Below are 23,051 nucleotides of genomic sequence, written 5' to 3'. Positions count from 1 at the left end.
TATGGCAATCTGCCGGTCAGCGCCTCCAGCGACTAAAGTAGGCAAAAACCCTCGATTACCTTTTTTAATTAGGCAGGCCGCATGATTGACTCTATCGACCAGCAACTGATCGCCGCCTTGATGGACGACTCGCGCCTGTCGCTCAAGGCGTTGGCGGGTATTACCGGGCTGTCTTCGCCCAGCGTGGGCGAACGTCTGCGCCGTTTGGAGGAGCGCGGCGTGCTGACCCATTACACCGTCGACATCGACCCCAAACACTTCGGCTATTTGCTCCAAGCCATCGTGCGTATTCGCCCATTGCCCGGCAAATTGCAGGAGGTGGAGCGCCAGATCCAGGCGATTCCCGAGTTCACCGAGTGCGACAAGGTCACGGGTGAAGACTGCTTTATCGCGCGCCTGCACGTGCGCACCATGGACCACCTCGACACCCTGCTGGACCGGATCAACGCCTATGCCGAAACCAACACCGCCATTGTCAAGAAAACCCCGGTCAAACGGCGTTTGCCACCCCTGGCCGATTCGTGATTGCACGTCACTAACGCAGTGACGTAATCGCTATTCTGTCATCGTCGGCCGAACTTTATGCTGGGCTCCACACATTGGAACCCACAGGGGTAAAGCGCATGTACGTAATCACTGGCATCACAGGCAAAGTCGGCGGCGCCCTGGCGCATAACCTCCTCAAGGCAGGTCTGCCGGTTCGCGCCGTCATTCGCGACGCCGGCAAAGCGGCATATTGGGCTGACCAGGGCTGCGAAATCGCGTTCGCCGCGATGGAAGATGCACAGGCGTTGACCGAAGCGTTCAAGGGCGCGATCGCCGTATTCATCCTGCCGCCACCGGGCTTCGATCCGCAGCCTGGGTTTCCTGAAGCGCGTGTGGTGATAGCGGCTGTCAGCCAAGCGCTCAAGGCCGCCGCGCCACAACGAGTGTTGTGCCTGTCGACCATCGGCGCGCAGGCCAAAGAGCTCAACCTGCTGACCCAGCGCACGCTGATGGAGCAGGCGTTGAGCGCCCTGGACATCCCCGTAACCTTCCTGCGCCCGGGCTGGTTCATGGAAAACGCCGCCTACGACGTCAGCAGTGCGCGTGACACCGGTGTGATCCACAGCTTCCTGCAACCGCTGGACAAGCGCATACCAATGGTTGCCACGGCCGACATCGGCACACTCGCCGCGCAGTTGTTGCAGCAAGACTGGGCCGGCCACCGCGTAGTCGAACTGGAAAGCCAATGGGTCAGCCCGAACGACATCGCCCAGACCCTGGCACAAGTGCTCGGCCGTGACGTGCGTGCCGACGTGGTTGAGCGCGATACCTGGGAGCCGTTGCTGCGTGGCCAAGGTGCACACAACCCACTGCCGCGCATGCGCATGGTCGATGGTTTCAACGAAGGCTGGATCTGTTTCGAGCACGATCAGGTGCTCAAGGGCACAACCTCCCTGCTCACGGTATTGCGCGAGCTGGCAGATAAAACCGCCGAGTCGAATGCCTGATGAACCTGCCTGAATTGGGTTTCGGTACCTTCCGTATGCCCGGCGATGACTGCCGGGCGGTGGTCGAAAGTGCCCTGGCGCTGGGTTACCGGCATATCGACACCGCCGCCCTGTACGACAACGAAGCCGCCGTTGGCCAGGCCATCAGACACTCGGGCATCCCCCGCGACGAGGTGTTCCTGACCACCAAGGTCTGGCATGACCAGTTGGCGCCGGCCGCGCTGCAAAAAGCCTTTGAGCTGAGCCTCGGCAAGCTGGCGGTGGACTACGTCGATCTGTTCATGGTGCATTGGCCGGCTGTCGACATGGACCTGCCCGGCGTGATGAACGCTTTGTTGGCTCTGCGCGACAGTGGCCGCGTGAAACACATCGGTGTGTGCAACTTCAACATGCCGATGCTGCGCGAGGCGATCGATGTGCTGGGCACGCCGATTGCCGCGGTACAGGTGGAATACCACCCGTTCCTCGACCAGAGCCGCCTGCTCAATTACCTGCGCGGCAAACGCATCCCGATGGTCGCGTATGCGCCGTTGGCACAGGGTCGCGCGGCCACTGACCCGGTACTCACACAGATCGGCGCCAAGCACGGCGCCAGCGCAGCGCAAGTTGCCCTGGCCTGGTTACGCCAACAAGGCGTGGCGGCGATTCCCAAAGCCCAGCGCCCGCAAAGCCAGCAAGCCAACCTCGATTCGCTGCACGTCACGCTCGATGAGCAGGATATGCAAGCCATCGCGCGGTTGCCCAAAGACCAACGCTTTGTGCAGCCGCCGTTTGCACCGCAGTGGGATGCGCTGTAAGCCGATTGAGTGGCTGGTGGGCTAGCTGTAGTCAGTGGGCCTCCTGCGGCGAGCGGGCGGGTTGTGGCGAGCGGGCTTGCCCCGCGTTGGGGCGCGAAGCGGCCCTGAAACCTGACGACTCAATTCATCGGGAGAAACGCGGTGACTGTCCTGGGGCTGCTTCGCAGCCCAACGCGGGGCAAGCCCGCTCGCCACAACCCGCACGCTCGCCACAGTAAGCCCGCTCACACAAGCCCGCTTGCCACAAAAGGCCCGTGGAAATATGGGGACACGGAAGTCAACGCGGGTGTTCCGGCTGCGCTGCTAGCGTCACAGCTTCTTATCCATGCAAGGAGCAACGGATTGTCTCGTCAGCCCAACGCTCACCGATTACGCCGCGGTCGTTACTCAGAATCAGGGCGTGCTTATTTGGTTACCGTCGTCGTGCATCAGCGCCAACCCTTGTTCAACAGTTTTGAGCTGGGACGATTATTGGTAGCAGAATTCAAACGAACCCACGACGCGGGCCAAGTCAACTCACTGGCGTGGGTGATCATGCCGGATCACTTTCATTGGTTGTTCGAGCTGCATAACTCGACCCTGCCCGATGTGATGCGCCAGACCAAGTCGCGCAGTACGCTGAGTATCAATCGGGCCCGAGGCAGCCGGGAAAGATTCTGGCAGCGCGGCTATCACGACCGTGCTGTGCGGGCCGAGGAAGACGCTAGGAAAATAGCTCGCTACGTGATCGCCAACCCTCTACGAGCCGGGCTGGTCGAGCACATTGGTGATTATCCGTTGTGGGACGCGGCCTGGTTGTAACGCTGCAGACTCACGTGGCAAGCGAGCCTCCTGGGGTAGATGGGATTTCTGTGGTGGACGGGCTTCCTGTGATGTACGGGCTTCCTGTGGCGAGCGGGCTTGCCCCGCGTTGGGGCGCGAAGCGGCCCTGAAACCTGACGACTCAATTCGTCGGGAGAAACGCGGTGACTGTCCCGGGGCTGCTTCGCAGCCCAACGCGGGGCAAGCCCGCTCGCCACAGCCAGGCTGCTCGCCACAGCAAGCTCGCTCACCACGAGACGCCTGATCAGTCGTGCAGCGCCTTCGCCGCAATCAGTAACCCTTGGAACTTGCGATAGCGCGCCTCCAACACCGGCTGTTGCGTCGCATCAGGCCAATACCGCGCCTTGACCGGCATGCCCGCGTGCAACAGCGACGCGCCCTGCCCGATCGCTACAAACCCCAGCTTCGCCGCCCCAATACACGCGCTCAATTCGCTGCCCTGCAAGGTAAATATCTCGCGCTGCAGGATGTTCGCCAACAACTGCGCCCAGTACTCGCTGCGTGCGCCGCCGCCCACCAAAGCGCAGGCGCCGACGCTGGCGCCGGCCGATTGCACGGCGTGCAAGGCATCGAGCAAGCCAAACCCCACGCCTTCCATCACGGCGTAACCGAGCATCGCCGGGGTGCAATCGTGACCCAGGTTCATGAAACCGCCGCGCAGCAATGGGTCGTTGTGCGGCGTGCGTTCACCGGCCAGATAGGGCAAAAACAGGGGTGTGTCCAACGGTATCGGCTGCCCCATCGGCAACTGCGCCTGCACCTGGTCCAGTAGCGTTTGTTCGTCCGGCATACCGGTCAAGCGTGTCACCCAGCGCAAGCAACTGGCCCCGGCCAGCATGGCGCCCATGGTGTACCAGCGATCAGGCAGCGCGTGGCAGAAGCTGTGCACGGCGCTGGCCGGGTTGCCGGCGGCATGATCGGTAATAGCGACGATGGCCGCGCTGGTGCCCAGGGTGATGAAACCGTCGCCGGCATTGATTGCGCCGATGCCGACGGCCGCCACCGGGTTATCGCCGCCGCCACCGGCAATCACCACGCCGGGCGACAAACCCAGCCCGCTCGCCGTCACGCAACCCGCCGGCGCACCGCCTTCCACCAGCCTGGGCATCTGCGCAGGCGCAAGCCCCGTGGCACGCAGCATCGGCGCGAACCATTCGCGCTGCGCCACGTCCAGCCACAGTGTGCCGGCCGCATCGGACATCTCGCTGATGCGCTCGCCACTCAGGCGTAAACGCAGGTAGTCCTTGGGCGAGAGCACGCAGTCAATGGCCTTGAACACCTCGGGTTCATGCTGCTGCAACCACAGCAGTTTCGGCGCGGTCAGCCCGGCCATGGGCAGGCTGCCGGTGACTTCGGCGAAGCCGGGCCCGAGCTGCTCAGCTTGGGCGACAGCACGCGAGTCGTCCCACAGGATCGCCGGGTACAACACCCGGTCGTCATCCCCGAGCAATACAGCGCCGTGCATCTGCCCGGACAACCCGATGCACACCACACGACTGAACGCCGTATGCGCACGCAACTGCTCAAGCGCCTGCAAACAGGCCTGCCACCAGTCTTGCGGGGCCTGTTCGGACCAGCCGCTGTGGCGTCGCGAGACACTCAAGCGCACACCGGCGTGGGCCAGCACGGCGCCGTCGACGTCCATCAGGATCGCCTTGAGTTCAGAGGTGCCCAAATCAATACCGAGGGAAACAGGACTGCTCATACGTGGGTCATTCCAATCCAATACAGCCACATGAATTACGGTATTGCAGGCTCGGCGCCAGGCGCACACTTTGCACCGGCGCGGCCGGCGAGGCCATGCGTTGCAGCAGCATCTGCACCGCGCGCGCGCCCAGCTCCTGGACCGGCTGGGCAATCAAGGTCAGGCGCGGCACGAAAAAATCCGCCCAGTCAAAATCATCAAAACCCACCAGCGCGATCTGCCCCGGCACATCGACCCGCGCGTCTCGCAGCGCGTGCATGGCGCCCAGCGTCATCAGGTTATTGCCCGCCATGATCGCTGTAGGCGGCGCACTCAGGGCCAGCAACTGCGCAGTCGCGACGCGCGCCGGCTGGCTGTTCGAGCCACCGTTGACCAGTAACTGCGGGTCAAACGCCACGCCTGCCGCCTGCAACGCAGCCCGGTAACCCGCCACGCGCTCATCGGTAGTGCCCAGCCCCGCGCGCCCGGCAATAAAGCCGATCCGGCGGTGCCCATGTTCAATCAAGTGCGCGACCAGGGCCTGGGTGGACTGGGTATTCTCCACCCCGATCTGGTCAAACTGCGTACTCATCATGCGGTCCACCAGCACCGTGGGCATTTCATTCGCCTGCAAATACTCCAGGGCTCTGGAGTCGGTGGACGGAGCCAGCAAAATCCCATCGACCCGTCGATGATGCAACGCCGTGACCACTCGCAGCTCCTGCTCCGGGTCGTCGTGGGGGTCGACAAACAGCATCATGTAGCCGTGCTTGGCGCACTCGGTTTCAATCGCGTGCACGGTTTCGCTGAAGTAATGGTTGGACAGCGCCGAGATCGCCACGCCAATCGTGCTGGTGCTGGAACGGGCCAGCGAGCGCGCCAGGGTATTGGGGATGTAGCCCAAATCCTGAATCGCGCGCTGCACCGCTTGCACCGTGGCCTCGCTGACCTTGCGGGTGCCGTTCAACACGTGGGACACGGTCGACGTCGACACCCCCGCCCTGCTTGCCACGTCATCCATGGTGACCACGACGCTTTCCCCTTTGCTCAATGACTCAATGTTTACTCGACCAACCGCTGTACGTAGCCACGTTGTCGCGGGTGATCAGTTTTGGCGTGAGCAGGGTAACCGCTTCGGCCGGGGCCTTGTCATTGAGAATGTCGTTGCCCACGTTCACGGCGGTCTGGGCCATGGCCCAAGGGTCCTGGCTGGCCGAGGCCTGGATTTGCGTGTCGGTCTTCAGCGCGTTTTCGATGTCTGGCGCGCCGTCCACCGAGGTGATGAGGATGCCGCTGCGTTTAAGCTGCTTGGCCGCCAGGTCGCTGCCGATGGCTTGCGGGTCGTTGATTGCGAACAGGCCGTCGATTTTCGGGAAACGCGTGAGGTAACCCTGCATCACGTTCAGGCCACCTTCGCGCGAGCCTTTGCCGTCCTGGTCATCGGACAGCACCTTGATGTTTGGCGCACCGGCGAAGGCGGCCTTGCAGCCTTTGACGCGGTCGGTCACGGCGGTGACTTGCGGGCCATTCTGGATGATCACATTGCCCTTGCCCCCAAGCTTGTCCACCAGGAACTGGCACGCCAGTTTGCCGGCTTCGACGTTGTCGGTTTGCACGGTGGCGTTCACGCCCTTGGCGTCCACATCCACAGCCACCACGACAATGCCGGCATCCCGGGCTTTCTTGATGGCCGAGGCCATGGCCGATGGGTCGACGGCGTTGAGCAGGATCAGGTCGACCTTGGACGAAATGAAGTTGTCGATCTGCGAGAACTGCTTGCTCAGGTCATAGTCGGCCGACACCGACGTCACTTTGACATTGGGGTTCAGCTCTTTGGCCCGCGCCGTGGCGCCATCGGCCAGGGTCACAAAATACGGGTTGCCGAGCGAGCCCATGCTGATGCCGAGGGCCTTGAGTTCGCGGGCTTGCACGGTGTGGGAGATCAGGGCAGCCAAGGCCATAACAGGAAAGAGGCGTTTGAAGTTCATGCGGGACTCTCTTGTGATTGTTGTTGGAGTGAAATCAGGTCCGTGCACCGGACTGGCGATAGCGATCCAGCGCCACCGCGCCGATGATCACAATGCCCTTGATGATGTACTGCCAGATATCCGATACACCCAGCAGCACCAGGCCGTTGGTGAGCACCGCGATAATCAGCGCTCCGATCAGCGTGCCGCCGATGGTGCCGACGCCGCCGGTAAAACTGGTGCCGCCAAGAATCACTGCAGCAATCGCGTCCAACTCATAGGATTGCCCCAGTTGCAGGCCATTGGCGGCGAACAGGCGCGAGGCGCTCATCACGGCGCCCAGCCCGGCCAGTGCGCCGGACATGGCGTAGACGAACAGCAACACTTTCCACACCTTGATCCCCGACAGCCGCGCTGCCTCGGGGTTGCCGCCCACCGAGTAGATCTGCACGCCCATGACGGTGCGGCGCAGAATGAACCACGACAGCGCCACCACCGCGACGGCAATGATCACCAGCCACGGCACGCCCAGCACCGAGTCATTGCCGATAAATGCAAACGGCAGGTCGGGGTTGAACACGGTTTTGTCATCCGCCAGCAACCGCGCCAGGCCGCGCATGGCGGTCAGTGCGCCCAGGGTGACGATAAACGGCGGCAGGCGCATGAAGGCGATCAGCCCGCCATTGACCAGCCCCAGCAACAGACCGAAACCGATGCCGGCAGCGATCCCGAACATGCCGAACTGTGGCGACATCGAGGCCTGCAACGCGACCACGGCGGACGCCGCGAGAATCGCGCCGACGGACAAGTCGATGCCCGCCGTCAGAATCACAAAGGTCATGCCTGCCGCCAGCACCACATTTACCGAAGCCTGCTGGGTGATGATCGACAGGTTCTGCACGGTGAGGAAGTTTTCACTGGCCAGGGCAAACCCCACCAACAGCAATATCAACACCGGCAGCATGCCGACCGTGCGCATCAGCTCGCGAACGCGCTCGGCCTTGCCGATAGGTGCGAGGGTCAATGTGTTGTTGTTTGAATCAGCCATGGGCAGCCACCTGATCGCCACCGGTGGCGAGGTCAATAATACGTTCCTGGGAAATGACGTGGCCGGATGCCCCGCCGACTTCGGCCACCAACTGGCCTTCGCGCATGATCAACACGCGGTCGCACGTGCCGATGATTTCCGGCAACTCACTGGAGATCACCACAATGCCAACGCCGGCCAGCGCCAGTTGATTGATGATGCGGTAGATCTCGGACTTGGAGCCGATGTCCACGCCCCGCGTTGGTTCGTCGAGGATCAGCACATGCGGCTTGACCTCCAGCAGCCGCGCCAACAGCACTTTCTGCTGGTTGCCGCCGCTCAAGGCGCCGACATTGACCTTGCCCGACGCCACCCGGATCGACAGCGATTTGATCGCATCATTGGCGCGCTGCCAGCCGTGGCCACGGTCCAGCACGCCGCCTGTGTGCGCGTCCGGCACACAGGCGCAGACGTTGATGTTGTCGGCCACGCTCATGTCGAGGAACAGGCCCTGGGCCTTGCGGTCTTCGGTGAGGTACACCACGCCGGCGCGGATCGCATCAGCCGGGTTGCGCAGTTGGGTCACGGTCTTGCCCACCACTTCAAGTGTGCCGCTGGTGCGCGGGTCGGCAGCAAAGATCAGCCGCGCCAGCTCCGTGCGCCCTGCCCCGACCAGCCCGGCAATGCCCAATACCTCACCGGCATGCAGGTCGAAACTGCAGGTGCGCACGCGCTTGCCGTCGGCCATGTCACGCACGCGCATCACCACGTTGCCGGGGTTATAGGCGGCGTGTTCCTTCTTGTAGAACCCGGAAAGATCGCGGCCGACCATCATTTTTACCAGCACCTCGGCCGACAACGCTTCGCGCGTCAGCTCGCCGATGTACTGGCCGTCGCGCAGCACCGAAACGCGGTCCGACAACTCGTAGATCTCGGCCATGCGGTGGCTGATGTAGATAATCGCCAGGCCCTGGCTGCGCAGCTGTTTGATCAAGGCAAACAGGCGGTCGGTCTCACGCGATGACAGCGGCGTGGTGGGCTCGTCCATCACCAGGATCCTGGCGTGGGCATGCAGGGCGCGGGCGATTTCCACCAGTTGGCGCTCGGCAATCGACAGGCTGCTCACCGGTGTGGTGGGTTTGAACTCGGCGCCCAGGCGTTGCAGCACCTCGACGCAGCCGGCTTGCATGCCCTTGCGGTCGATGGTCCAGCCGCGCCGCAGTTCGCGGCCCAGGTAGATGTTCTCGGCCACGCTCAGGTTGGGGCACAGGCTCAGTTCCTGGTAGATCACGGCGATGCCGAGGGTCTTGGCGGTGGCGGGGTCAAAGGTGGCGACGGGCTGGCCGTCGATGCGGATTTCACCGCCGGGATCGGCCTGGTAGGCGCCGGAGAGGATTTTCATCAGGGTGGATTTGCCGGCCCCGTTCTCCCCCATCAACGCGTGGATTTCACCGGGGTAGACTTTCAGGCCGACATTCTTGAGCACGCGCAAACCGTTGAAGGTTTTGCTGATGCCCTGCATCTCAAGCAAGGGTTCAAGGCTCATGGATGAGCTCCTGGCATTATTATTTTTGTAGTCGAGTGCTGCCGACTCTAGTCCAGTTACATTTCCTTACGCAAGCGCTTGCGTGCGCCGTTTATCGATTGATTAAACGTTTCACCAAGTGCACAAGCGCGAATTGCGCATGCCGGCGCGATGCATGAAATGAAATTTATACGCCAGCGGAATAAAACCCCGCGCCCGTCCGTTCTGCCAGCAGTCATTGGAAGAAATCAGGATGCGTCATGACCTCCAACGCAAGCGTTGTCGTTTACATCTGGTATCCCCATGGGGCTGATGTTGGCCATGCCGCGATGTACATCGGCGACCCGGTGATCGGCAAGATGATCGAAGTGCGATACGACCGTTACCGCAACGACGGCGAACGTGATCGCGACCGCGCCTTTATCGAGCAATTCAACACCAGCTACGTCAGCTGGTGGCCCGAAGGCAGAGCCGCCTTGACCGGCAAGCAGCGCCAGGAGCGCAACCTGTTCCTGGAGTCCGACATCAGCGCCGAAGGCTGCCGGCCGCATGTGGTCTATACCGTTTGCGGCCTGAACCTGCAGGCCATGCAGGCCGAGTGGTTCAACATCCGCTACAAGCCCAACGCGCATTACCAGATGCTGCGCAAGAGCTGCTCCACCGTGGTACTGCGGGTGCTCAAGGCCGGTGGCGCGCTCAACAAGCTGTCGGGGGCCAAACGCGCATGGTTTTCCAACAACCTCTACGTGACGCCGAAAAACGTCGCGCAAATCTGCAATGAACTGCGCGACGCAGGGCTGGCGACCAAAGCTAAAAGCCAGAACTGCCCGGAAAAAGGCTCGTTCATGTTCGGGCTTCGGTAGGTTACCTGGTGCCGGTGTCTGACCGCTTGTCTGTGGGAGCTGGCTTGCCTGCGATGCAGGCACCTGGGTCCATCAGGCCCATCGGGTTGATGCCATCGCAGGCAAGCCAGCTCCCACAGACAAGCAAAAGCACTGCGGTGTTGGCAGTTGAACTCGGTCGACTTGTGGGAGCGGGCTTGCTCGCGAAGGGGTGGGTCAGCCAGCTCATGTGTAGCTGACACACCGCCTTCGCGAGCAAGCCCGCTCCCACATTTGGATCGCAGTGCATCAGATAAAGATGTATTGCTGTGCTGTTGCTCTGCTTTTGCTTCTACCACTCAGGTCGGCTTTCAGGCCGCCGTGCTCTGCTGTTGATCTTGATCTGACAGGCCCCGTCAACCACGCTGGCCGAACGCAGGCTTGAATCCGTGGGTAACCCGGCAGGACGCCGGGTTAGCCGTGTTGGGCCATGGATGGCCCGTCACGGCGGCCCACGGATTCAAGCCGGAGTGAGGGCATGCCGAGCCTAAGCGAGGCACCGAGTGGTGGGGCAAAGACCTTTTGGTTACTTTTGGGGCGTTTGCCAAAAGTGACCCGCTGTAAGAGCGGAACCGCCAGCCGCCGCTACCGCAGCAACGGATATGCCCCCCCGATCAACCACCCGCTCCCCATAAATACAGAACCTCCACCGACGCTATTCAAGAGGACAACCAAGCCCCCTGCCCCCACCCATTTCGGTGGAAAAGGCCCTCCCCCCTGAACTTCCGCAAAACCCCACCCATCTACCCCATCCTCCCGCAAAAACCAGCCTCCAGTACCGATACCCCAACCTGCTCACCCGCGCATCCAGCGCACAGCCAACATTAATCAATCCATTTGAGTGCCAAAACCCACCACGCCAAAGCCGCCAACCATCAAAACGCCATAATCTCTGCTATCGTCCAAAGACCTCATCTCCTCCTCGTCGCCCTCGTGCGATCTTCAGTGAGCATGCTCTGCGCCATCGGCTATCAACGTTGGCGGGCCTGAAGTTCATGGAACGCCACCGCGATGGATAAAAACCCGACCGAACGACCCCTCGAACCGCAATCGCGGGCCGAAAAAATCGTCGAATTCAAACGCCAGAAAACCCTGCTCAAGACCGGCGCCCTGCAAGACGCGATCTTCAACAGCGCGTATTTTTCAAGCATCGCCACCGACGAAAAAGGCGTGATCCAGATCTTCAACGTCGGCGCCGAACGCATGCTCGGTTACGCCGCCGACGACGTACTGAACCGCATTACCCCCGCCGACATTTCCGACCCCGCCGAACTCATCACCCGCGCCGCCGCCCTCAGCCTGGAGCTCGACACACCGATCACGCCAGGCTTCGAAGCCCTGGTGTTCAAAGCCTCGCGCGGCATCGAAGACATTTACGAGCTGACCTACATCCGCAAGGACGGCAGTCGCCTGTCGGCCATGGTCTCGGTGACGGCCCTGCGCAACCGCCACGACACCATCATCGGCTACTTGCTGATCGGCACCGACAACACCGCGCGCAAGCAGGAAGAAGCCGAGCGCAAAGGTTTCGAGCGCGCCCTGGAAGAAAAGAACCTGGAACTGGAACACGCCAACCACATGAAGTCCGAGTTTCTCGCCACCATGTCCCACGAATTGCGCACGCCGCTGAACGCGGTGATCGGCTTCTCCGAGGCGCTCAAGGACGGCCTGGTCGGCGACATGAGCGAGGTGCAGCGCGAATACATCGGCGATATCTTCACCAGCGGCCAGCACTTGCTGTCGCTGATCAACGACATTCTCGACCTGTCCAAGGTCGAGGCCGGGATGATGGACCTGGAGCTTGAGGCCGTGGAGCTCGCAGGCTTGCTGGCCAACAGTCTGTTGATCGTGCGCGAAAAAGCCGCCCTGCAACGCATCCAGTTGAAGCTGGAAAGCGAGGGCGATTTCGGCACCCTGGAACTGGACCTGCGCAAGACCAAGCAGATCATCTACAACCTGCTGGCCAATGCGGTGAAGTTCAGCGAACACGGCGCCTCCGTGACCCTGGCGGTGCGCGAGGTCAGTCGCGCCCAGGTCGGGCAGATCCCTGGCGACTGGCCGACCCATGGCTTCGCCCTGCAGCCCAGCCCTCACGCGCAGTTCCTCGAACTGAGCGTCAGCGACACCGGCATCGGCATTGCCAAGGACGACATGAGCAAGCTCTTCAAGGCGTTCAGCCAGATCGACAGCAGCCTGGCGCGTAAATTTGAAGGCACGGGTTTGGGGCTGGCGATGGTCAAGCAATTGACCGACCTGCATGGCGGCAGCGTCGCCGTCGCCAGCCGCGTGGGCCTTGGCACCCGCTTTGTGGTGTGGCTGCCTCTGCATCGCGCCCCGGAGGCTGCATGGCCGAAATCCTGATCGTCGAAGACAACGAGGCGAACATGCGCCTGGCTCGGTTGTTGCTGGTCAATGCCGGTCACAGCGTGTTGTGGGCGGCGGATGCAGAAACCGGCTTGACGCTGGCGCGGGAAAAACAGCCGGCGCTGATCCTGATGGATATCCAGTTGCCGGGCATGGACGGCCTCGCCGCCACCCGACTGCTCAAGCAAGACCCCGGCACCGCGCATATTCCGGTGATCGCCCTGACCGCCATGGCCATGAAGGAAGACCGCGAAAAGACCCGACTGGCCGGCTGCGACGCCTACATCATCAAGCCGCTGCGCTACAAAGAGCTGTACCAGACCATCGACACTTTGCTGCAACCACACATCAGCCCTCTCCTGTGAGTCCTCTCCATGGCCAGCCAACCCGCAACGCTACTGATCGTTGATGATGAACCCCAGGTTCGCAAGCTGCTGGAAACCCTGCTGCAACACGAGGGCTACCAGACCCTGAGTGCCAGCAGCGGTGAGGAAGCCTTGCAGTTGGTGGCGCAGCAACCGCCCGACCTGATCCTGCTGGACATCATGATGCCGGGCATGGACGGTTACGAGGTGGCCAGCCACTTGAAGGGCGACGAAGCCACAGCGAGTATCCCGATCATCATGCTGTCGGCCCTCAGCGAGCCCAGCGCGCGCGTCAGCGGGCTGCAAACCGGCGCCGAGGAGTTCATCAGCAAACCGGTGGAGCGTGTCGAGTTGTGGCTGCGGGTGCGCAACCTGCTGCGGCTCAAGGCGCGCGGCGATCATTTGAAAGTCCACAACCTGATGCTCGAACAGCAGCTGCAGCGGCAAACGGGAGAGCCGGCGGGCATGAGCGTGCACGACCTGGCGCGCCAGGACCTGGAAAACGCCCTGCGCCGGGCGGTCGAAACCAATGCGTTCAGCGTGCATTACCAACCCAAGGTCGAGCTGGCCGGCGGCCAGATATGCGCACTCGAAGCCCTGCTGCGCTGGGAGCGCCCAGGCTATGGCGCGGTTTCACCGGCGGTATTTGTGCCGATACTTGAGAGCCTGGGCTTGATCGTGCCGGTGGGGCGCTGGGTGATTGACACGGTTTGCCAGCAAATCGCCGTGTGGCAACGCGGCCTGATTGGCGCCGTAGAGGTTTCAGTCAACGTCTCCGGTCATCAGTTGATCGAGGGCGACCTGATTGCCGATATCGAGCGCACCTTGAGGCAAAACGGGGTGGCGCCGCACTGGCTGGAGGTCGAACTGACCGAAGGCTCATTGATGGAAAACACCCAGCACACCATTGCCAGCCTGCAACGGCTGCGCACGATGGGCGTGAAAATCTCCATCGATGACTTCGGCACCGGCTATTCAAGCCTGGCGTATCTGCGCCGGTTTCCCATCGACACGTTGAAGATCGACATCGCGTTTATTCGCGAAGTCACCACCAACCCGCAAGACGCGGCCATCACCCGCACGATCATTGAACTGGCCCATAGCCTGAGCCTGCAAGTGGTCGCCGAAGGGGTCGAAACCCAGGATCAGCTGGCATTTTTGAAGGCCGCCGGCTGTGATCAGATTCAAGGGTACTTGTTCAGCCGGCCATTGCCCGCCATCACGCTGGAACGCCTGCTACTGGAGCGACTGCCGAGGCTCTGAAATCTCTTCGCGCAAACACTCGATCAGCCCGCGGTGTGTCGCACTCAATCGCCCCGCGCCACTGACCAGCGCCAGCTCCGAAGGCGCCACCGGCGGCAGTTGCGTGCAAATTCGATGGCTGGCCAGCACGGCGCTGTTGGGCAGGATGCTGACGCCCAGCCCGGACGTCACCGCCGCCTGGATGCCAGTCAGGCTATGGCTGCCGAACGCCACGCGCCAACTGCGTCGAGCCTTGTCCAGGGTGCGGATGGCGCGTTGGCGGTAGATACAGCCTTGGGGGAATAATGCCAGCGGCAAGGTCTCGGCCTGCAGGTCCTGGCCCGCGCCGCACACCCACACCAGCGGCTCCGGCCAACTGGCATGGCACTCGCCGCTGCCGGGCTCGCGCTTGATCAGGGCGATGTCGATCTCGCCGTTTTCCAACTGGCGACGCAAGTCGGTGCTCATGCCGCTGACCGTTTCCAGCCGCGCCTCAGGGTAAGTGCGCACAAACCCCGAGAGCATCGAGGCCATGCGCGTGGCGTCAAAATCTTCGGGTACACCCAGGCGCACCGGCACCACGCTGGCCTCGGTACTCAGCGCCTCGCGGGCTTCGCGCGACAAATTCAGCAGCCGGCGCGCGTAGTGGGTCAGCAACTCGCCATGCTCGGTGGGGCTGACCTGCTGGCCGGAACGGTCACGCACCAACAACACCTGGCCGGCGCTTTCTTCAAGCTTGCGAATCTGCTGACTGACCGTGGATTGAGTGCGGTGCACGCGCTCCGCGGCGCGGGTAAAACTGCCTTCGTCCACCACGCAGACCAGGGTGTGCAGCAGTTCGAGATCAAACATGGCGGCGACCTTCATATCGGATATTCAACTGTGTGGCAGAGGTTAATTTAATTTCCAACTGACCGCCACGTTTCCTAAGCTGCCAGGGTCACTCACTTTCCGCACAGGTGCCCCATGCCCCTTGAGAATACCCCTCGCCCGCTCTGGTTGACCTTTGACTGCTACGGCACGCTGATCCAGTGGGATGAAGGCCTGCGCGCCGCGATCGATAAAATCCTCGACGAAAAAGGTGATCATCAGGTCGACCGGGATACCTTGCTCAGCGCCTACGACCATAACGAACACACCCTGGAACAGACGCCACCGCATCGCAGCTTTCGCACGCTGGCAGGCTTGAGCATGCAGTTGGCGCTGAACGCGCTGGGATTGCCGGCCAATGAGCACGACGGCACCCTCCTCACCGACAGCATCAGCGCGATGCCGCCATTTCCTGAGGTTGTGGGGACGCTCCAGCAGCTTAAAGCGATGGGGTTCAAGTTGTGCATTGTCTCCAATACCGACGATGACGTGATTGCCGGCAATGTTGCGCAGTTGGGCGGCGCGATTGATCGAGTGATCACTGCGCAGCAGGCAGGCGCCTACAAGCCCGATCGCCGTCTGTTCGACTACGCCCACGAGCAGTTGGGCGTGAACCTCGACCAGGTCGTGCATATCTGCGCCAGCCCGCACCTGGACCACGCGGCCGCGCGGGATATCGGCTTTCGGTGTGTATGGATCGACCGTGGCACCGGCCGTCAGTTGCTGGCGGACTACACGCCTGATGCGATTTTGCCGACGCTTGACCGCGTGCCTGAGCTGTTCACGTCCGTGGGGTGGTGAGGCCTATCGAAATCACCTGACGCGCCACGATCCAACGGTGGGAGCGGGCTTGCCCGCGAAGGCGCAGTGTCAGTCGGCTGATACGCCTTCTTCGCGAGCAAGCCTGCTGCGACATTGGGGGCGTGTACAGGCAGCACTTTATGGGTCCAGCACCCCGCCGCTGTAGCTGTCGGATAAACGCGTGCCCGTAAATTTGGCGACGACCGAACCTTGCGCCACCAGGCGCTCGCGGTGGCGGGTCACCATGCGCCCGGCTTGCGCGGCGTGCAGTATCACCTCCGACGTCGGCTCACCGGGCCTTGCGATGATCCGAGCGAAACGCTGGCCTTCCTCGACCTCATCGCCGAGTGCTTTTTCGAACACCAGTACACCGGCACAGGGCGCCAGCAGGGTCTCCATGCAGCCCATGTCCACCACTTCCCCCTGCCATTCGTTGATGGCCGCCACTTCATCGATCACGCCATTGATGCACAGCCACGCCCATAAGCCATCGGCGTCTTGCCGCGCCAGCGCATCGCTGACATCAGCCTGGCCGCGCAATTCGACAGTCGCCGCCAACTTTGGCGCCGCGTGGTTGATGAGGGTTTCTTCAAAGGAGCCATCCCCGCCGTCATCCCAGACGATCACCACGTCCACCTGCAACGCCGCCGCCAGCGCCAGGCCTTGCTCCGGCCAGAAACGACGATGGATGTAGAGGTAAGGCAGCGCCTCATCATCGGTGTGCAAGTCCAGCACCAGGTCGGCGTCGGCGGCTAACTGCATCAGGCTCTTTTGCCACTGCGCCAGGTTGGTCGCCGGGCGCTCCATGGCCAGTGAGTGGTCGAAAGCGCGGTTGAAGTTCTGCCCGGTGGCGTCGTGAAAGCGCCCCAGCAGCCGGCCCTGACGAAATTGGCCGATGCCGAACGGGTTCGCCTGGGGCACAACAGTAACAGTGCCGCGCAGCCGCCCTTGAGCCTGGCAGGCCTGCAAACGCGGGAGCAACTGGTGCAGCACCAGCATCCCGGCGATTTCATCGGCGTGCACGCCCGCCTGCAAGTGCACCCTGGGCCCGCTGCCGTCGCCTTCGAAACGCCAGGCGCCGATGTGCAGCGGGTTGCCTGCATCGCCCTGAACCTGCCACGAAAGGTCATTTGCCATGCCTTGCCCTCCTCTCATCATTTAATCGCTAGAGATTGAACACGTGTTCAACTAACCTGAGCGCTCTGGTCATCAACCCAAGGCACTCCCGTGACTGTCGACCCTCCCAAACTGCGCCGTGCCGACCCCGACGAACGCCGGGACTTGCTGATCGCCGCCACACTCACCAGCCTCGCACGCGACGGTCACGCAGGCATTTCCGTGCGCCGGATCGCGGCCCAGGCCGGGGTATCCGTGGGCCTGCTCAACCACCATTTCGGCAGCATCGATGCGCTGATCGCCGAGACCTACCACAAGCTGGCCAGTGAGCTGACCAGTGCCCTATGGGCGCAAGTCGAGCAGGCCGAAGGCGCCGCCGCACGGCTGGATGCGTTTCTCAGCGCGTCCTTTTCGCCACGGGTGATGGACCCTGACCTGCTCGGCGTGTGGGTGGTGTTCTGGAGCCTGATCCGCCACTCGCCCCATGTGAACCAGTCCCACGAAAACAGCTACCGCGCCTACCTGGCGCTGATCCAGCAACTGCTCGACGACCTGGCCCGCAGCGAAAACCTGGTGATCCACGACAGCCACCTGGCTGCCATCGGCCTATCGGCGATGCTTGACGGGCTCTGGCTCGAGGGGTGCCTCAACCCCGGCACGTTCAGCCCCGCCAACGGCTTGCACATCTGCCGCTGTTGGGTACAGGGGTTGCGTCACGGCGCATTCGGCGCCGACCACGTCCTGTGATTCAGGGTGGCGCGCGCTGAGCATCGCCAAGGTGCCGCTGAGCGCAATCAGCACCGCACCGATGATCAGCGACACATCCATCGAGGTGCCCCAGATCAGGCTCGACAACACAAACGCCCAGATCAACCCGGTGTACTCGAACGGCGCGAGCAAAGTCGCGGTGGCGCGGCGGAAACTCGCAAACAGCAGGAATTGGCCAACGCCGCCGACCAGCCCTGCCGCCAGCATGCCCAGCCACGCGGGTGTCGGCGCCGGGGTGTGGGTCCACGGCAAGGTCACGCCCATGCACACCACGAACACCGCATTGGTGATCAGCATCTGCTCGAGTACCGAGGTAGTCGGGTCGACCTGGCGCAGCTGGATATAAGTGAACGCCCAGCACAAGGCGGCCGCCAGGGTCAGCGCGATGGGCAGCGGGTCAACCATGTGGCTGGGACGACAGGCAATCACCACGCCGACGAAGCCGATGAGCAGCGAAACCCATTGGCCACGGCTGGCGCGCTCCTTGAGGATCAGCGCTGCGAGCAGCGTGACCATGATAGGAGCGGAGAAATACAGGGTGGTCATTTCCGCCAGGGTCAGGTCTTTGGCGGCGGTGTAATACAGCACCCACGCCAGCAATGACAACAGGCCGCGAATGATCAGCAGCTGGCGACTGGCCGAAGTCCACGCCCGGCGCAACAGGCCCATGCGCCCGGCGATCACACACGCCCCCACCACCACCAGGCTGCGCCAGAACAGAATGCTGAATACCGAATAATCAGCCACCAGCCATTTGATCACGGCGTCCTGCAACGCCAGGAACGCGTAGGCCAATGAGCACAAGGCAATGCCTTGCAGCGCGCGGTTCTGCTTCATCCTGCCGACCTGCGCAGCGGCGTGCCGCGCCGTTCGGCGATGGCGTAGACGCCTTCAATGAGGAAGGTCAGGCACAGGTAGACACCGGCCACCAGCAGCAGCGGTTGATAAATCTGCAAGGTCTGCGCGCGTACCACGTTGGCCGCGCCCAGCAGGTCGACCACGGCAATCGTCGAAGCAAGCGCAGTGGACTTGAGCAACATCACCGTCTCCCCGGCCAGGGTCGGCAGCAGCAGCCGCATCGCGCGTGGCAACCGCACCCGCAGCAACGCCTGGCGCGTGGTCATGCCAAAGGCAGACGCGGCCTCCATCTCGCCCTTGGGCACGGCCAACAGGCCGCCGCGGATCACTTCGCCCACATAAGCGCCCACCGACAGCACCAGGGCGAACACGATGTACCAATAGCCGTCGCGCAGAAACGGCCACAGGAAACTGCTGCGCACCATCGGGAACTGGGCAAACAGGCTGCCCAGCCCGTAGTAAAAAATGTAGATCTGGATCAACAGCGGTGTGCCGCGCAGCACGCTGGTATAGGCCAGCGCACCCCGGGCCAGCCACTTGCGCTTGGACAAGCGCGCCAACGCCACCAGCACCGCCAGGGCGAAGCCGAGCACTGCCGAAATCGCCAGCAGCGACAAAGTCGTCTGCAACCCCTTGGCGATCAGCCCCGCGTAATAGCTTATCCACTCAGGCATGGCGACTCACTCGACAACCGGCATCCAGCGACGAATACGTCGCTCCAGGCGCCCGGACAGGTAGTTGGAAGCCAGCGTCACCAGGTAATACAAGGCGGCGGCCGTGAGGTAGAACAGCAAATACTGACGGGTGGAACCGGCCGCCTGCTTGGCCGTGTACAGCAGCTCGTTGGTGCCGACCACGCTGATCAAGGCGCTGTCCTTGATCAGGTTGATCCACAGGTTGGACATGCCGGCCAAGGCGTACGGCGCCATGATCGGCAAGGTCACCCGGCGGAACAGGCCAAACCCGCTCAGGCCAAACGCCCGCGCCGCCTCGATCTGACCGTGGGGAATGGCCAGGATGGCCGCGCGGAATATCTCCGAGGCATAGGCGCCCTGCACCAGCCCCAGCACCAGGATCGCCACCAGCGGGCCGCTGATGTTTACCTGTTCGAAACCCAGCCACAGCATCAGCGCGTTCAGGCCCATGGAACCTGCGTAGTACAGCAGCAGAATCAGCAGCAGTTCCGGCACCGCACGAAACACGGTGGTGTAACCGCGCATCAGCTGTGCAATCGGGCGTGGCGCGCTGAGCTTGGCGCAGGCCACCACCAGGCCGATCAGCAACCCCACCGCGAAGGCGCCGGCGGAGATTTGCAGGGTCATCCATAACCCTTTGAGCAGCGCGTTGCCCCACCCTTGTTCGCCAAAGCTGAGAAGGTCGAGCATCTTATTCGGTCTTCTGCGCGATGGGCGGGTACGGGCTGTCGCAGGTCTTGCTCACAAACGCCGGGGTCTCGCCGCGTTTGCACGGGCTGACCGACAGGCCGAAGTAATGCTGGGCCAGGTCGTCATAGTCCTTGCTCACCAGCAGCTCGCCGATCGCCTTGTCGAGACGGGCCTTGAGCGCGGTGTCTTCCTTGCGCAAGCCGGCACCCACGCCACGGCCGATGATCGGGTCGTAGGGCACGCTGGCGATATGCGCCAGGCCGCTGGCTTCGGGGGTCTTGACCATCATCGCGATGGCCGTGTCGTCGGCCATCATGTAATCGATGCGCCCGGCGATCAGGTCGGCGTTGGCCGATTCCTGAGTGTCGTAGTACTTAAGGTCGGCGATGTTCTCGTAGTACTTTTTCAGGTAATTGGCGCTGACGGTGGAGATCTGCACGCCGATCAGCTTGCCCTTGAGGCCTTCAGGCGTGATATCCACCGTCGCGCCCTTGGGCCCTGCCACGCCCAGCAGCGAATCGTAGTAGGCACGGCTGAAGGCGATCTGTTTTTCACGCTCATCGGTAACCGACATCGAGGAGAAAATCACGTCGATTTTCTTCGCCAGCAGCGACGGGATGATGCCATCCCAGGCCACTTCCTTGATCTGGCACTCGGCTTTCATGCCTTCACAGAGTTTGTGGATCAGGTCCACTTCAAAGCCGGACCACTCCCCGTTGCCGCCTTTGACGGTAAACGGTGGATAGGGTTCTGCCGCCACCGCGAACACGATGGGTTTCTCTGCGGCCTGGATAAACCCGGCGGCCACCATCAACACTGCACTGCTCAACCACGTTGCCATGCGTCTGGATTTCATGATTTGCCCCGTCTTTTTTGGCGTTAGCGAGTTTGATGCGCGTTGACGAACTGTCGGCAACGTTCACTGCGTGGGTCGGTAAACACCGAGTCCGGCGAGCCGGTTTCCTCGATCATGCCTTGGTGCAGAAAAGCCACTTTGGAGGACACATCCCGGGCGAAGGCCATTTCATGGGTGACCAGGATCATGGTGCGGCCTTCTTCGGCCAGCGAGCGGATAACGCGCAGCACTTCGCCCACCAGTTCCGGGTCGAGGGCCGAGGTGGGTTCGTCAAACAGCATGACTTTGGGGCGCATGGCCAACGCGCGGGCAATCGCCACGCGTTGTTGCTGGCCACCCGAGAGAAACGCCGGGTATTCGTTGCGCTTGGCGGCAAGGCCGACGCGGTCGAGCAAGGCTTCGGCGCGCTCGATGGCCTCGGCGCGGCTTTCGCGCAGCACCTGGATGGGCGCCTCGATGAGGTTTTCCAGCACTGTGCGATGGGGCCACAGGTTGAAGTTCTGGAACACCATGCCCAAGGTCGAGCGGATGCGCACCAGCTGCTTGGCATCGGCCACCAGTGGCGCACCGGGAAGACCGTAATTCAATTTGATGCTTTCGCCATCGACATGAATGCTGCCCTGGTCGGGCACCTCGAGCATGTTGATGCAGCGCAGCAAGGTGCTTTTGCCCGAGCCGCTGGCGCCGATCAGCGAGATCACCTCGCCTTCGTGGGCCGTGAGGGAAATACCTTTGAGCACCTCGATATTGCCGAAGCGCTTATGCAGGTCGACGACTTCGATCATCGTTCTGGCTTGCGCCGGCTGCGCCACTTCGGGGGTGGGCGCGGCGGCGATACGCGGTTCAGCGACCCGCCTGGCGACAAACCCGGCGATGCGTCGGCAGGCCTCGGCAAGGCGTTCTTCACCCAGGGTGAAGGACAAGCGCACAAACCCTTGGGCCGGCTCACCAAAGGCGGCGGCATCGAGCACCGACACGCCCGCCTCGCGGAACAGCCGCCAGGCAAAATCCAATGACCCCAAGCCCGTGCCGCGCACGTCCACCAGCACAAACATGCCGGCTTGCGGTGCCTGCACCTTGATGCCCGGGCAGGCACTGAGGCCTGCCACCACCAGGTCGCGGCGGCGACGGTAGATTTCGCGCATGCCCACCGTCACCTCGTCATGGGCCAACACCGCCGCCGTGGCGGCTTCCATCACAAAGCCCGGCAAGCCATAGAGCATGCTCAGCACCAGGGTTTCGGCGTGCACGATCATCTGCGGGGCGGCGATGATCCAACCGATCCGCCAGCCGGTCATGGCGTGGGATTTGGACAAACTGCCGATCACGATGCAGCGCTCGGCCATGCCCGGCAACGCGGCAAGGCTGTGGTATTCGCCGTCGAACACCAAGCTTTCGTAGACCTCATCGACCACCACCCATAGGTCGTGGGCGATGGCCAGATCGGCAATGGCTTGCAGCTCTTGCGGGTTCAGCACCACACCCGTGGGGTTGTTCGGGTTGGAGAAAAACAGCGCCCGGGTCCGAGGCGTGATCGCAGCGCCGAGCCGTTGCGCATCCAGGCGAAACCCGGACTCCGGCGAACACGGCACGCGTGTAAGCGTGGCGCCGCTGGCCTTGAGCGTGGCTTCGTAGGTGACGTACATCGGGTCGAGCACCAGCACTTCATCACCGGCTTGCAGCAGGCACAGCGAACTGATGAACAACGCGTTCTGCGCGCCGGGCACGATGATGACGTTTTCGGCGCTCAACGGGCGGGACAAGGTCTTGCTGTAGCGCGCGGCAATCGCGTCGCGTAGCGCTGTACGGCCGGGGATTTCGGTGTAGTGGGTGTCGCCCTCGCGCAAGGCGCTGACGGCGGCGTCGGTGATGAATGACGGGGTGGCGAAGTCAGGGTCGCCGACGCTGAGAATGATGACGTCTTCGCCCTGGCTTGCGGCGTTGAACGCGGCGTGATGGATGTCCCAGGCGGCTACGCCCTGCCCTGCAATTCGTTCAACGAAGGGGGAAAACCGCATGCCAGAGCCTCTCGTTCAAGAAGAAAGCGCGAACCCGTGCAGGTGCAAACGGGTGGATGCGGTCAACATAGTGCAAACTGAACAGTCGTTCAATGGGTAGGTTCAGGCGGGTGTCGTTTATCGGTTAAAGAGGTCGCGAATGAAGTGACCGGGTGTAGGTCGCCCAGTATTAGGCCGGTTCAAATGCAGCTCAGCGCGTGTTCAAACCCATG

21 protein-coding genes and 1 pseudogene are annotated in these 23,051 nt (G+C 62.5%); 10 read left to right on the top strand and 12 right to left on the bottom strand.

What is annotated here, in order from left to right; translation table 11 throughout:
* Positions 1 to 81 precede the first annotated feature (81 nt).
* The 4 genes from C4J83_RS14855 to C4J83_RS14840 all read left to right on the top strand — a co-directional run bounded on the left by C4J83_RS14855 (position 82) and on the right by C4J83_RS14840 (position 3,091).
* Positions 82 to 525, top strand: coding sequence for an Lrp/AsnC family transcriptional regulator (locus C4J83_RS14855; protein ID WP_119740513.1), 444 nt, complete (start codon positions 82 to 84; stop codon positions 523 to 525).
* 98 nt (positions 526 to 623) lie between these two features.
* On the top strand, positions 624 to 1,493 hold the full coding sequence (locus C4J83_RS14850) for an NmrA family NAD(P)-binding protein (protein ID WP_124417446.1): 870 nt from the start codon (positions 624 to 626) through the stop codon (positions 1,491 to 1,493).
* Positions 1,493 to 2,290, top strand: a complete 798-nt coding sequence (locus C4J83_RS14845; protein WP_124417445.1) for an aldo/keto reductase — start codon at positions 1,493 to 1,495, stop codon at positions 2,288 to 2,290. The genes C4J83_RS14850 and C4J83_RS14845 overlap by 1 nt, the downstream gene beginning before the upstream one ends.
* A 342-nt stretch (positions 2,291 to 2,632) precedes the next feature.
* Positions 2,633 to 3,091, top strand: a complete 459-nt coding sequence (locus C4J83_RS14840) for an REP-associated tyrosine transposase (protein WP_106580381.1) — start codon at positions 2,633 to 2,635, stop codon at positions 3,089 to 3,091.
* Positions 3,092 to 3,356: 265 nt separating this feature from the next.
* Here C4J83_RS14840 and xylB read toward each other — a convergent pair whose 3' ends face one another.
* The 5 genes from xylB to C4J83_RS14815 are packed head-to-tail and all read right to left on the bottom strand — an operon-like array spanning position 3,357 to position 9,336.
* Positions 3,357 to 4,817 carry a xylulokinase gene (xylB, locus tag C4J83_RS14835; RefSeq protein ID WP_124417444.1) on the bottom strand — a complete coding sequence of 487 codons (1,461 nt, stop codon included), beginning with the start codon at positions 4,815 to 4,817 and terminating at the stop codon, positions 3,357 to 3,359.
* Positions 4,818 to 4,824: 7 nt separating this feature from the next.
* Positions 4,825 to 5,826: a LacI family DNA-binding transcriptional regulator gene (locus C4J83_RS14830; RefSeq protein WP_119740836.1), complete on the bottom strand. Its 1,002-nt coding sequence runs from the start codon at positions 5,824 to 5,826 to the stop codon at positions 4,825 to 4,827.
* 25 nt (positions 5,827 to 5,851) lie between these two features.
* Positions 5,852 to 6,784 (bottom strand): ABC transporter substrate-binding protein, encoded by a 933-nt coding sequence (locus C4J83_RS14825; protein ID WP_124417443.1) that lies wholly within the window; start codon positions 6,782 to 6,784, stop codon positions 5,852 to 5,854.
* A gap of 34 nt (positions 6,785 to 6,818) precedes the next feature.
* Positions 6,819 to 7,811 (bottom strand): ABC transporter permease subunit, encoded by a 993-nt coding sequence (locus C4J83_RS14820; protein WP_106580384.1) that lies wholly within the window; start codon positions 7,809 to 7,811, stop codon positions 6,819 to 6,821.
* Entirely contained in the window at positions 7,804 to 9,336 is a 1,533-nt protein-coding gene (locus C4J83_RS14815) for a sugar ABC transporter ATP-binding protein (RefSeq protein WP_119740526.1), read from the bottom strand. The genes C4J83_RS14820 and C4J83_RS14815 overlap by 8 nt, the downstream gene beginning before the upstream one ends.
* Positions 9,337 to 9,575: 239 nt before the next feature.
* Here C4J83_RS14815 and C4J83_RS14810 point away from each other — a divergent pair, with 239 nt between their 5' ends.
* The 4 genes from C4J83_RS14810 to C4J83_RS14795 all read left to right on the top strand — a co-directional run bounded on the left by C4J83_RS14810 (position 9,576) and on the right by C4J83_RS14795 (position 14,188).
* On the top strand, positions 9,576 to 10,178 hold the full coding sequence (locus C4J83_RS14810; protein ID WP_256660683.1) for a hypothetical protein: 603 nt from the start codon (positions 9,576 to 9,578) through the stop codon (positions 10,176 to 10,178).
* A gap of 1,029 nt (positions 10,179 to 11,207) precedes the next feature.
* Complete coding sequence (locus C4J83_RS14805; protein ID WP_106578143.1) at positions 11,208 to 12,557, top strand: sensor histidine kinase; 1,350 nt, start codon at positions 11,208 to 11,210, stop codon at positions 12,555 to 12,557.
* A complete protein-coding gene (locus C4J83_RS14800; RefSeq protein WP_106578142.1) occupies positions 12,542 to 12,925 on the top strand; it encodes a response regulator in 384 nt (127 codons plus the stop codon). The genes C4J83_RS14805 and C4J83_RS14800 overlap by 16 nt, the downstream gene beginning before the upstream one ends.
* A gap of 9 nt (positions 12,926 to 12,934) precedes the next feature.
* The gene (locus tag C4J83_RS14795; protein WP_106578141.1) at positions 12,935 to 14,188 is read left to right on the top strand and encodes an EAL domain-containing response regulator; all 1,254 of its coding nucleotides are present in this window, start codon (positions 12,935 to 12,937) and stop codon (positions 14,186 to 14,188) included.
* Here C4J83_RS14795 and C4J83_RS14790 read toward each other — a convergent pair.
* Positions 14,162 to 15,019 (bottom strand): LysR family transcriptional regulator, encoded by an 858-nt coding sequence (locus C4J83_RS14790; protein WP_124417442.1) that lies wholly within the window; start codon positions 15,017 to 15,019, stop codon positions 14,162 to 14,164. The two genes, C4J83_RS14795 and C4J83_RS14790, sit on opposite strands and share 27 nt — an antisense overlap.
* Before the next feature lie 114 nt (positions 15,020 to 15,133).
* Here C4J83_RS14790 and C4J83_RS14785 point away from each other — a divergent pair, with 114 nt between their 5' ends.
* Positions 15,134 to 15,838: a haloacid dehalogenase type II gene (locus C4J83_RS14785; protein WP_124417441.1), complete on the top strand. Its 705-nt coding sequence runs from the start codon at positions 15,134 to 15,136 to the stop codon at positions 15,836 to 15,838.
* Between the two features lie 138 nt (positions 15,839 to 15,976).
* On the opposite strand, the gene C4J83_RS14780 is transcribed toward C4J83_RS14785, so the two are convergent.
* The gene (locus C4J83_RS14780) at positions 15,977 to 16,975 is read right to left on the bottom strand and encodes a M14 family metallopeptidase (RefSeq protein WP_124417440.1); all 999 of its coding nucleotides are present in this window, start codon (positions 16,973 to 16,975) and stop codon (positions 15,977 to 15,979) included.
* A 90-nt stretch (positions 16,976 to 17,065) separates the two neighbouring features.
* On the opposite strand from C4J83_RS14780, the pseudogene C4J83_RS30750 reads away from it, so the two are divergent.
* A pseudogene (locus C4J83_RS30750) lies at positions 17,066 to 17,605 on the top strand (TetR/AcrR family transcriptional regulator); the annotation flags it as partial.
* Here the strand turns inward: C4J83_RS30750 and C4J83_RS14770 are convergent.
* The 5 genes from C4J83_RS14770 to C4J83_RS30940 are packed head-to-tail and all read right to left on the bottom strand — an operon-like array spanning position 17,561 to position 22,839.
* Positions 17,561 to 18,559 (bottom strand): DMT family transporter, encoded by a 999-nt coding sequence (locus tag C4J83_RS14770; RefSeq protein WP_124417439.1) that lies wholly within the window; start codon positions 18,557 to 18,559, stop codon positions 17,561 to 17,563. The pseudogene C4J83_RS30750 and the gene C4J83_RS14770 overlap by 45 nt on opposite strands.
* Positions 18,556 to 19,254 carry an ABC transporter permease gene (locus tag C4J83_RS14765; protein WP_124417438.1) on the bottom strand — a complete coding sequence of 233 codons (699 nt, stop codon included), beginning with the start codon at positions 19,252 to 19,254 and terminating at the stop codon, positions 18,556 to 18,558. The genes C4J83_RS14770 and C4J83_RS14765 overlap by 4 nt, the downstream gene beginning before the upstream one ends.
* A 6-nt stretch (positions 19,255 to 19,260) precedes the next feature.
* A complete protein-coding gene (locus C4J83_RS14760) occupies positions 19,261 to 19,965 on the bottom strand; it encodes an ABC transporter permease (protein ID WP_124417437.1) in 705 nt (234 codons plus the stop codon).
* A gap of 1 nt (position 19,966) precedes the next feature.
* Positions 19,967 to 20,821, bottom strand: coding sequence for a transporter substrate-binding domain-containing protein (locus C4J83_RS14755; RefSeq protein ID WP_164487937.1), 855 nt, complete (start codon positions 20,819 to 20,821; stop codon positions 19,967 to 19,969).
* Positions 20,822 to 20,844: 23 nt separating this feature from the next.
* Positions 20,845 to 22,839, bottom strand: a complete 1,995-nt coding sequence (locus tag C4J83_RS30940; protein WP_124417436.1) for an aminotransferase class I/II-fold pyridoxal phosphate-dependent enzyme — start codon at positions 22,837 to 22,839, stop codon at positions 20,845 to 20,847.
* Between the last annotated feature and the right edge of the window lie 212 nt (positions 22,840 to 23,051).

Origin of the sequence: Pseudomonas sp. LBUM920, assembly GCF_003852315.1 — a bacterium.
GTDB lineage: Bacteria > Pseudomonadota > Gammaproteobacteria > Pseudomonadales > Pseudomonadaceae > Aquipseudomonas.
Note: the sequence above shows the minus strand (reverse complement) of the source record. Positions and strands in the feature narration are given on the sequence as shown.

What these genes read in the sequence shown, in the direction of transcription:
- C4J83_RS14855 (WP_119740513.1), top strand. Translation starts at nt 82, where the DNA reads ATGATTGACTCTATCGACCAGCAACTGATCGCCGCCTTGATGGACGAC.
- C4J83_RS14850 (WP_124417446.1), top strand. Translation starts at nt 624, where the DNA reads ATGTACGTAATCACTGGCATCACAGGCAAAGTCGGCGGCGCCCTGGCG.
- C4J83_RS14845 (WP_124417445.1), top strand. Translation starts at nt 1,493, where the DNA reads ATGAACCTGCCTGAATTGGGTTTCGGTACCTTCCGTATGCCCGGCGAT.
- xylB (WP_124417444.1), bottom strand. Translation starts at nt 4,817, where the DNA reads ATGAGCAGTCCTGTTTCCCTCGGTATTGATTTGGGCACCTCTGAACTC.
- C4J83_RS14825 (WP_124417443.1), bottom strand. Translation starts at nt 6,784, where the DNA reads ATGAACTTCAAACGCCTCTTTCCTGTTATGGCCTTGGCTGCCCTGATC.
- C4J83_RS14820 (WP_106580384.1), bottom strand. Translation starts at nt 7,811, where the DNA reads ATGGCTGATTCAAACAACAACACATTGACCCTCGCACCTATCGGCAAG.
- C4J83_RS14815 (WP_119740526.1), bottom strand. Translation starts at nt 9,336, where the DNA reads ATGAGCCTTGAACCCTTGCTTGAGATGCAGGGCATCAGCAAAACCTTC.
- C4J83_RS14810 (WP_256660683.1), top strand. Translation starts at nt 9,576, where the DNA reads ATGACCTCCAACGCAAGCGTTGTCGTTTACATCTGGTATCCCCATGGG.
- C4J83_RS14805 (WP_106578143.1), top strand. Translation starts at nt 11,208, where the DNA reads ATGGATAAAAACCCGACCGAACGACCCCTCGAACCGCAATCGCGGGCC.
- C4J83_RS14800 (WP_106578142.1), top strand. Translation starts at nt 12,542, where the DNA reads ATGGCCGAAATCCTGATCGTCGAAGACAACGAGGCGAACATGCGCCTG.
- C4J83_RS14795 (WP_106578141.1), top strand. Translation starts at nt 12,935, where the DNA reads ATGGCCAGCCAACCCGCAACGCTACTGATCGTTGATGATGAACCCCAG.
- C4J83_RS14790 (WP_124417442.1), bottom strand. Translation starts at nt 15,019, where the DNA reads ATGTTTGATCTCGAACTGCTGCACACCCTGGTCTGCGTGGTGGACGAA.
- C4J83_RS14785 (WP_124417441.1), top strand. Translation starts at nt 15,134, where the DNA reads ATGCCCCTTGAGAATACCCCTCGCCCGCTCTGGTTGACCTTTGACTGC.
- C4J83_RS14780 (WP_124417440.1), bottom strand. Translation starts at nt 16,975, where the DNA reads ATGGCAAATGACCTTTCGTGGCAGGTTCAGGGCGATGCAGGCAACCCG.
- C4J83_RS14770 (WP_124417439.1), bottom strand. Translation starts at nt 18,559, where the DNA reads ATGAAGCAGAACCGCGCGCTGCAAGGCATTGCCTTGTGCTCATTGGCC.
- C4J83_RS14765 (WP_124417438.1), bottom strand. Translation starts at nt 19,254, where the DNA reads ATGCCTGAGTGGATAAGCTATTACGCGGGGCTGATCGCCAAGGGGTTG.
- C4J83_RS14760 (WP_124417437.1), bottom strand. Translation starts at nt 19,965, where the DNA reads ATGCTCGACCTTCTCAGCTTTGGCGAACAAGGGTGGGGCAACGCGCTG.
- C4J83_RS14755 (WP_164487937.1), bottom strand. Translation starts at nt 20,821, where the DNA reads ATGAAATCCAGACGCATGGCAACGTGGTTGAGCAGTGCAGTGTTGATG.
- C4J83_RS30940 (WP_124417436.1), bottom strand. Translation starts at nt 22,839, where the DNA reads ATGCGGTTTTCCCCCTTCGTTGAACGAATTGCAGGGCAGGGCGTAGCC.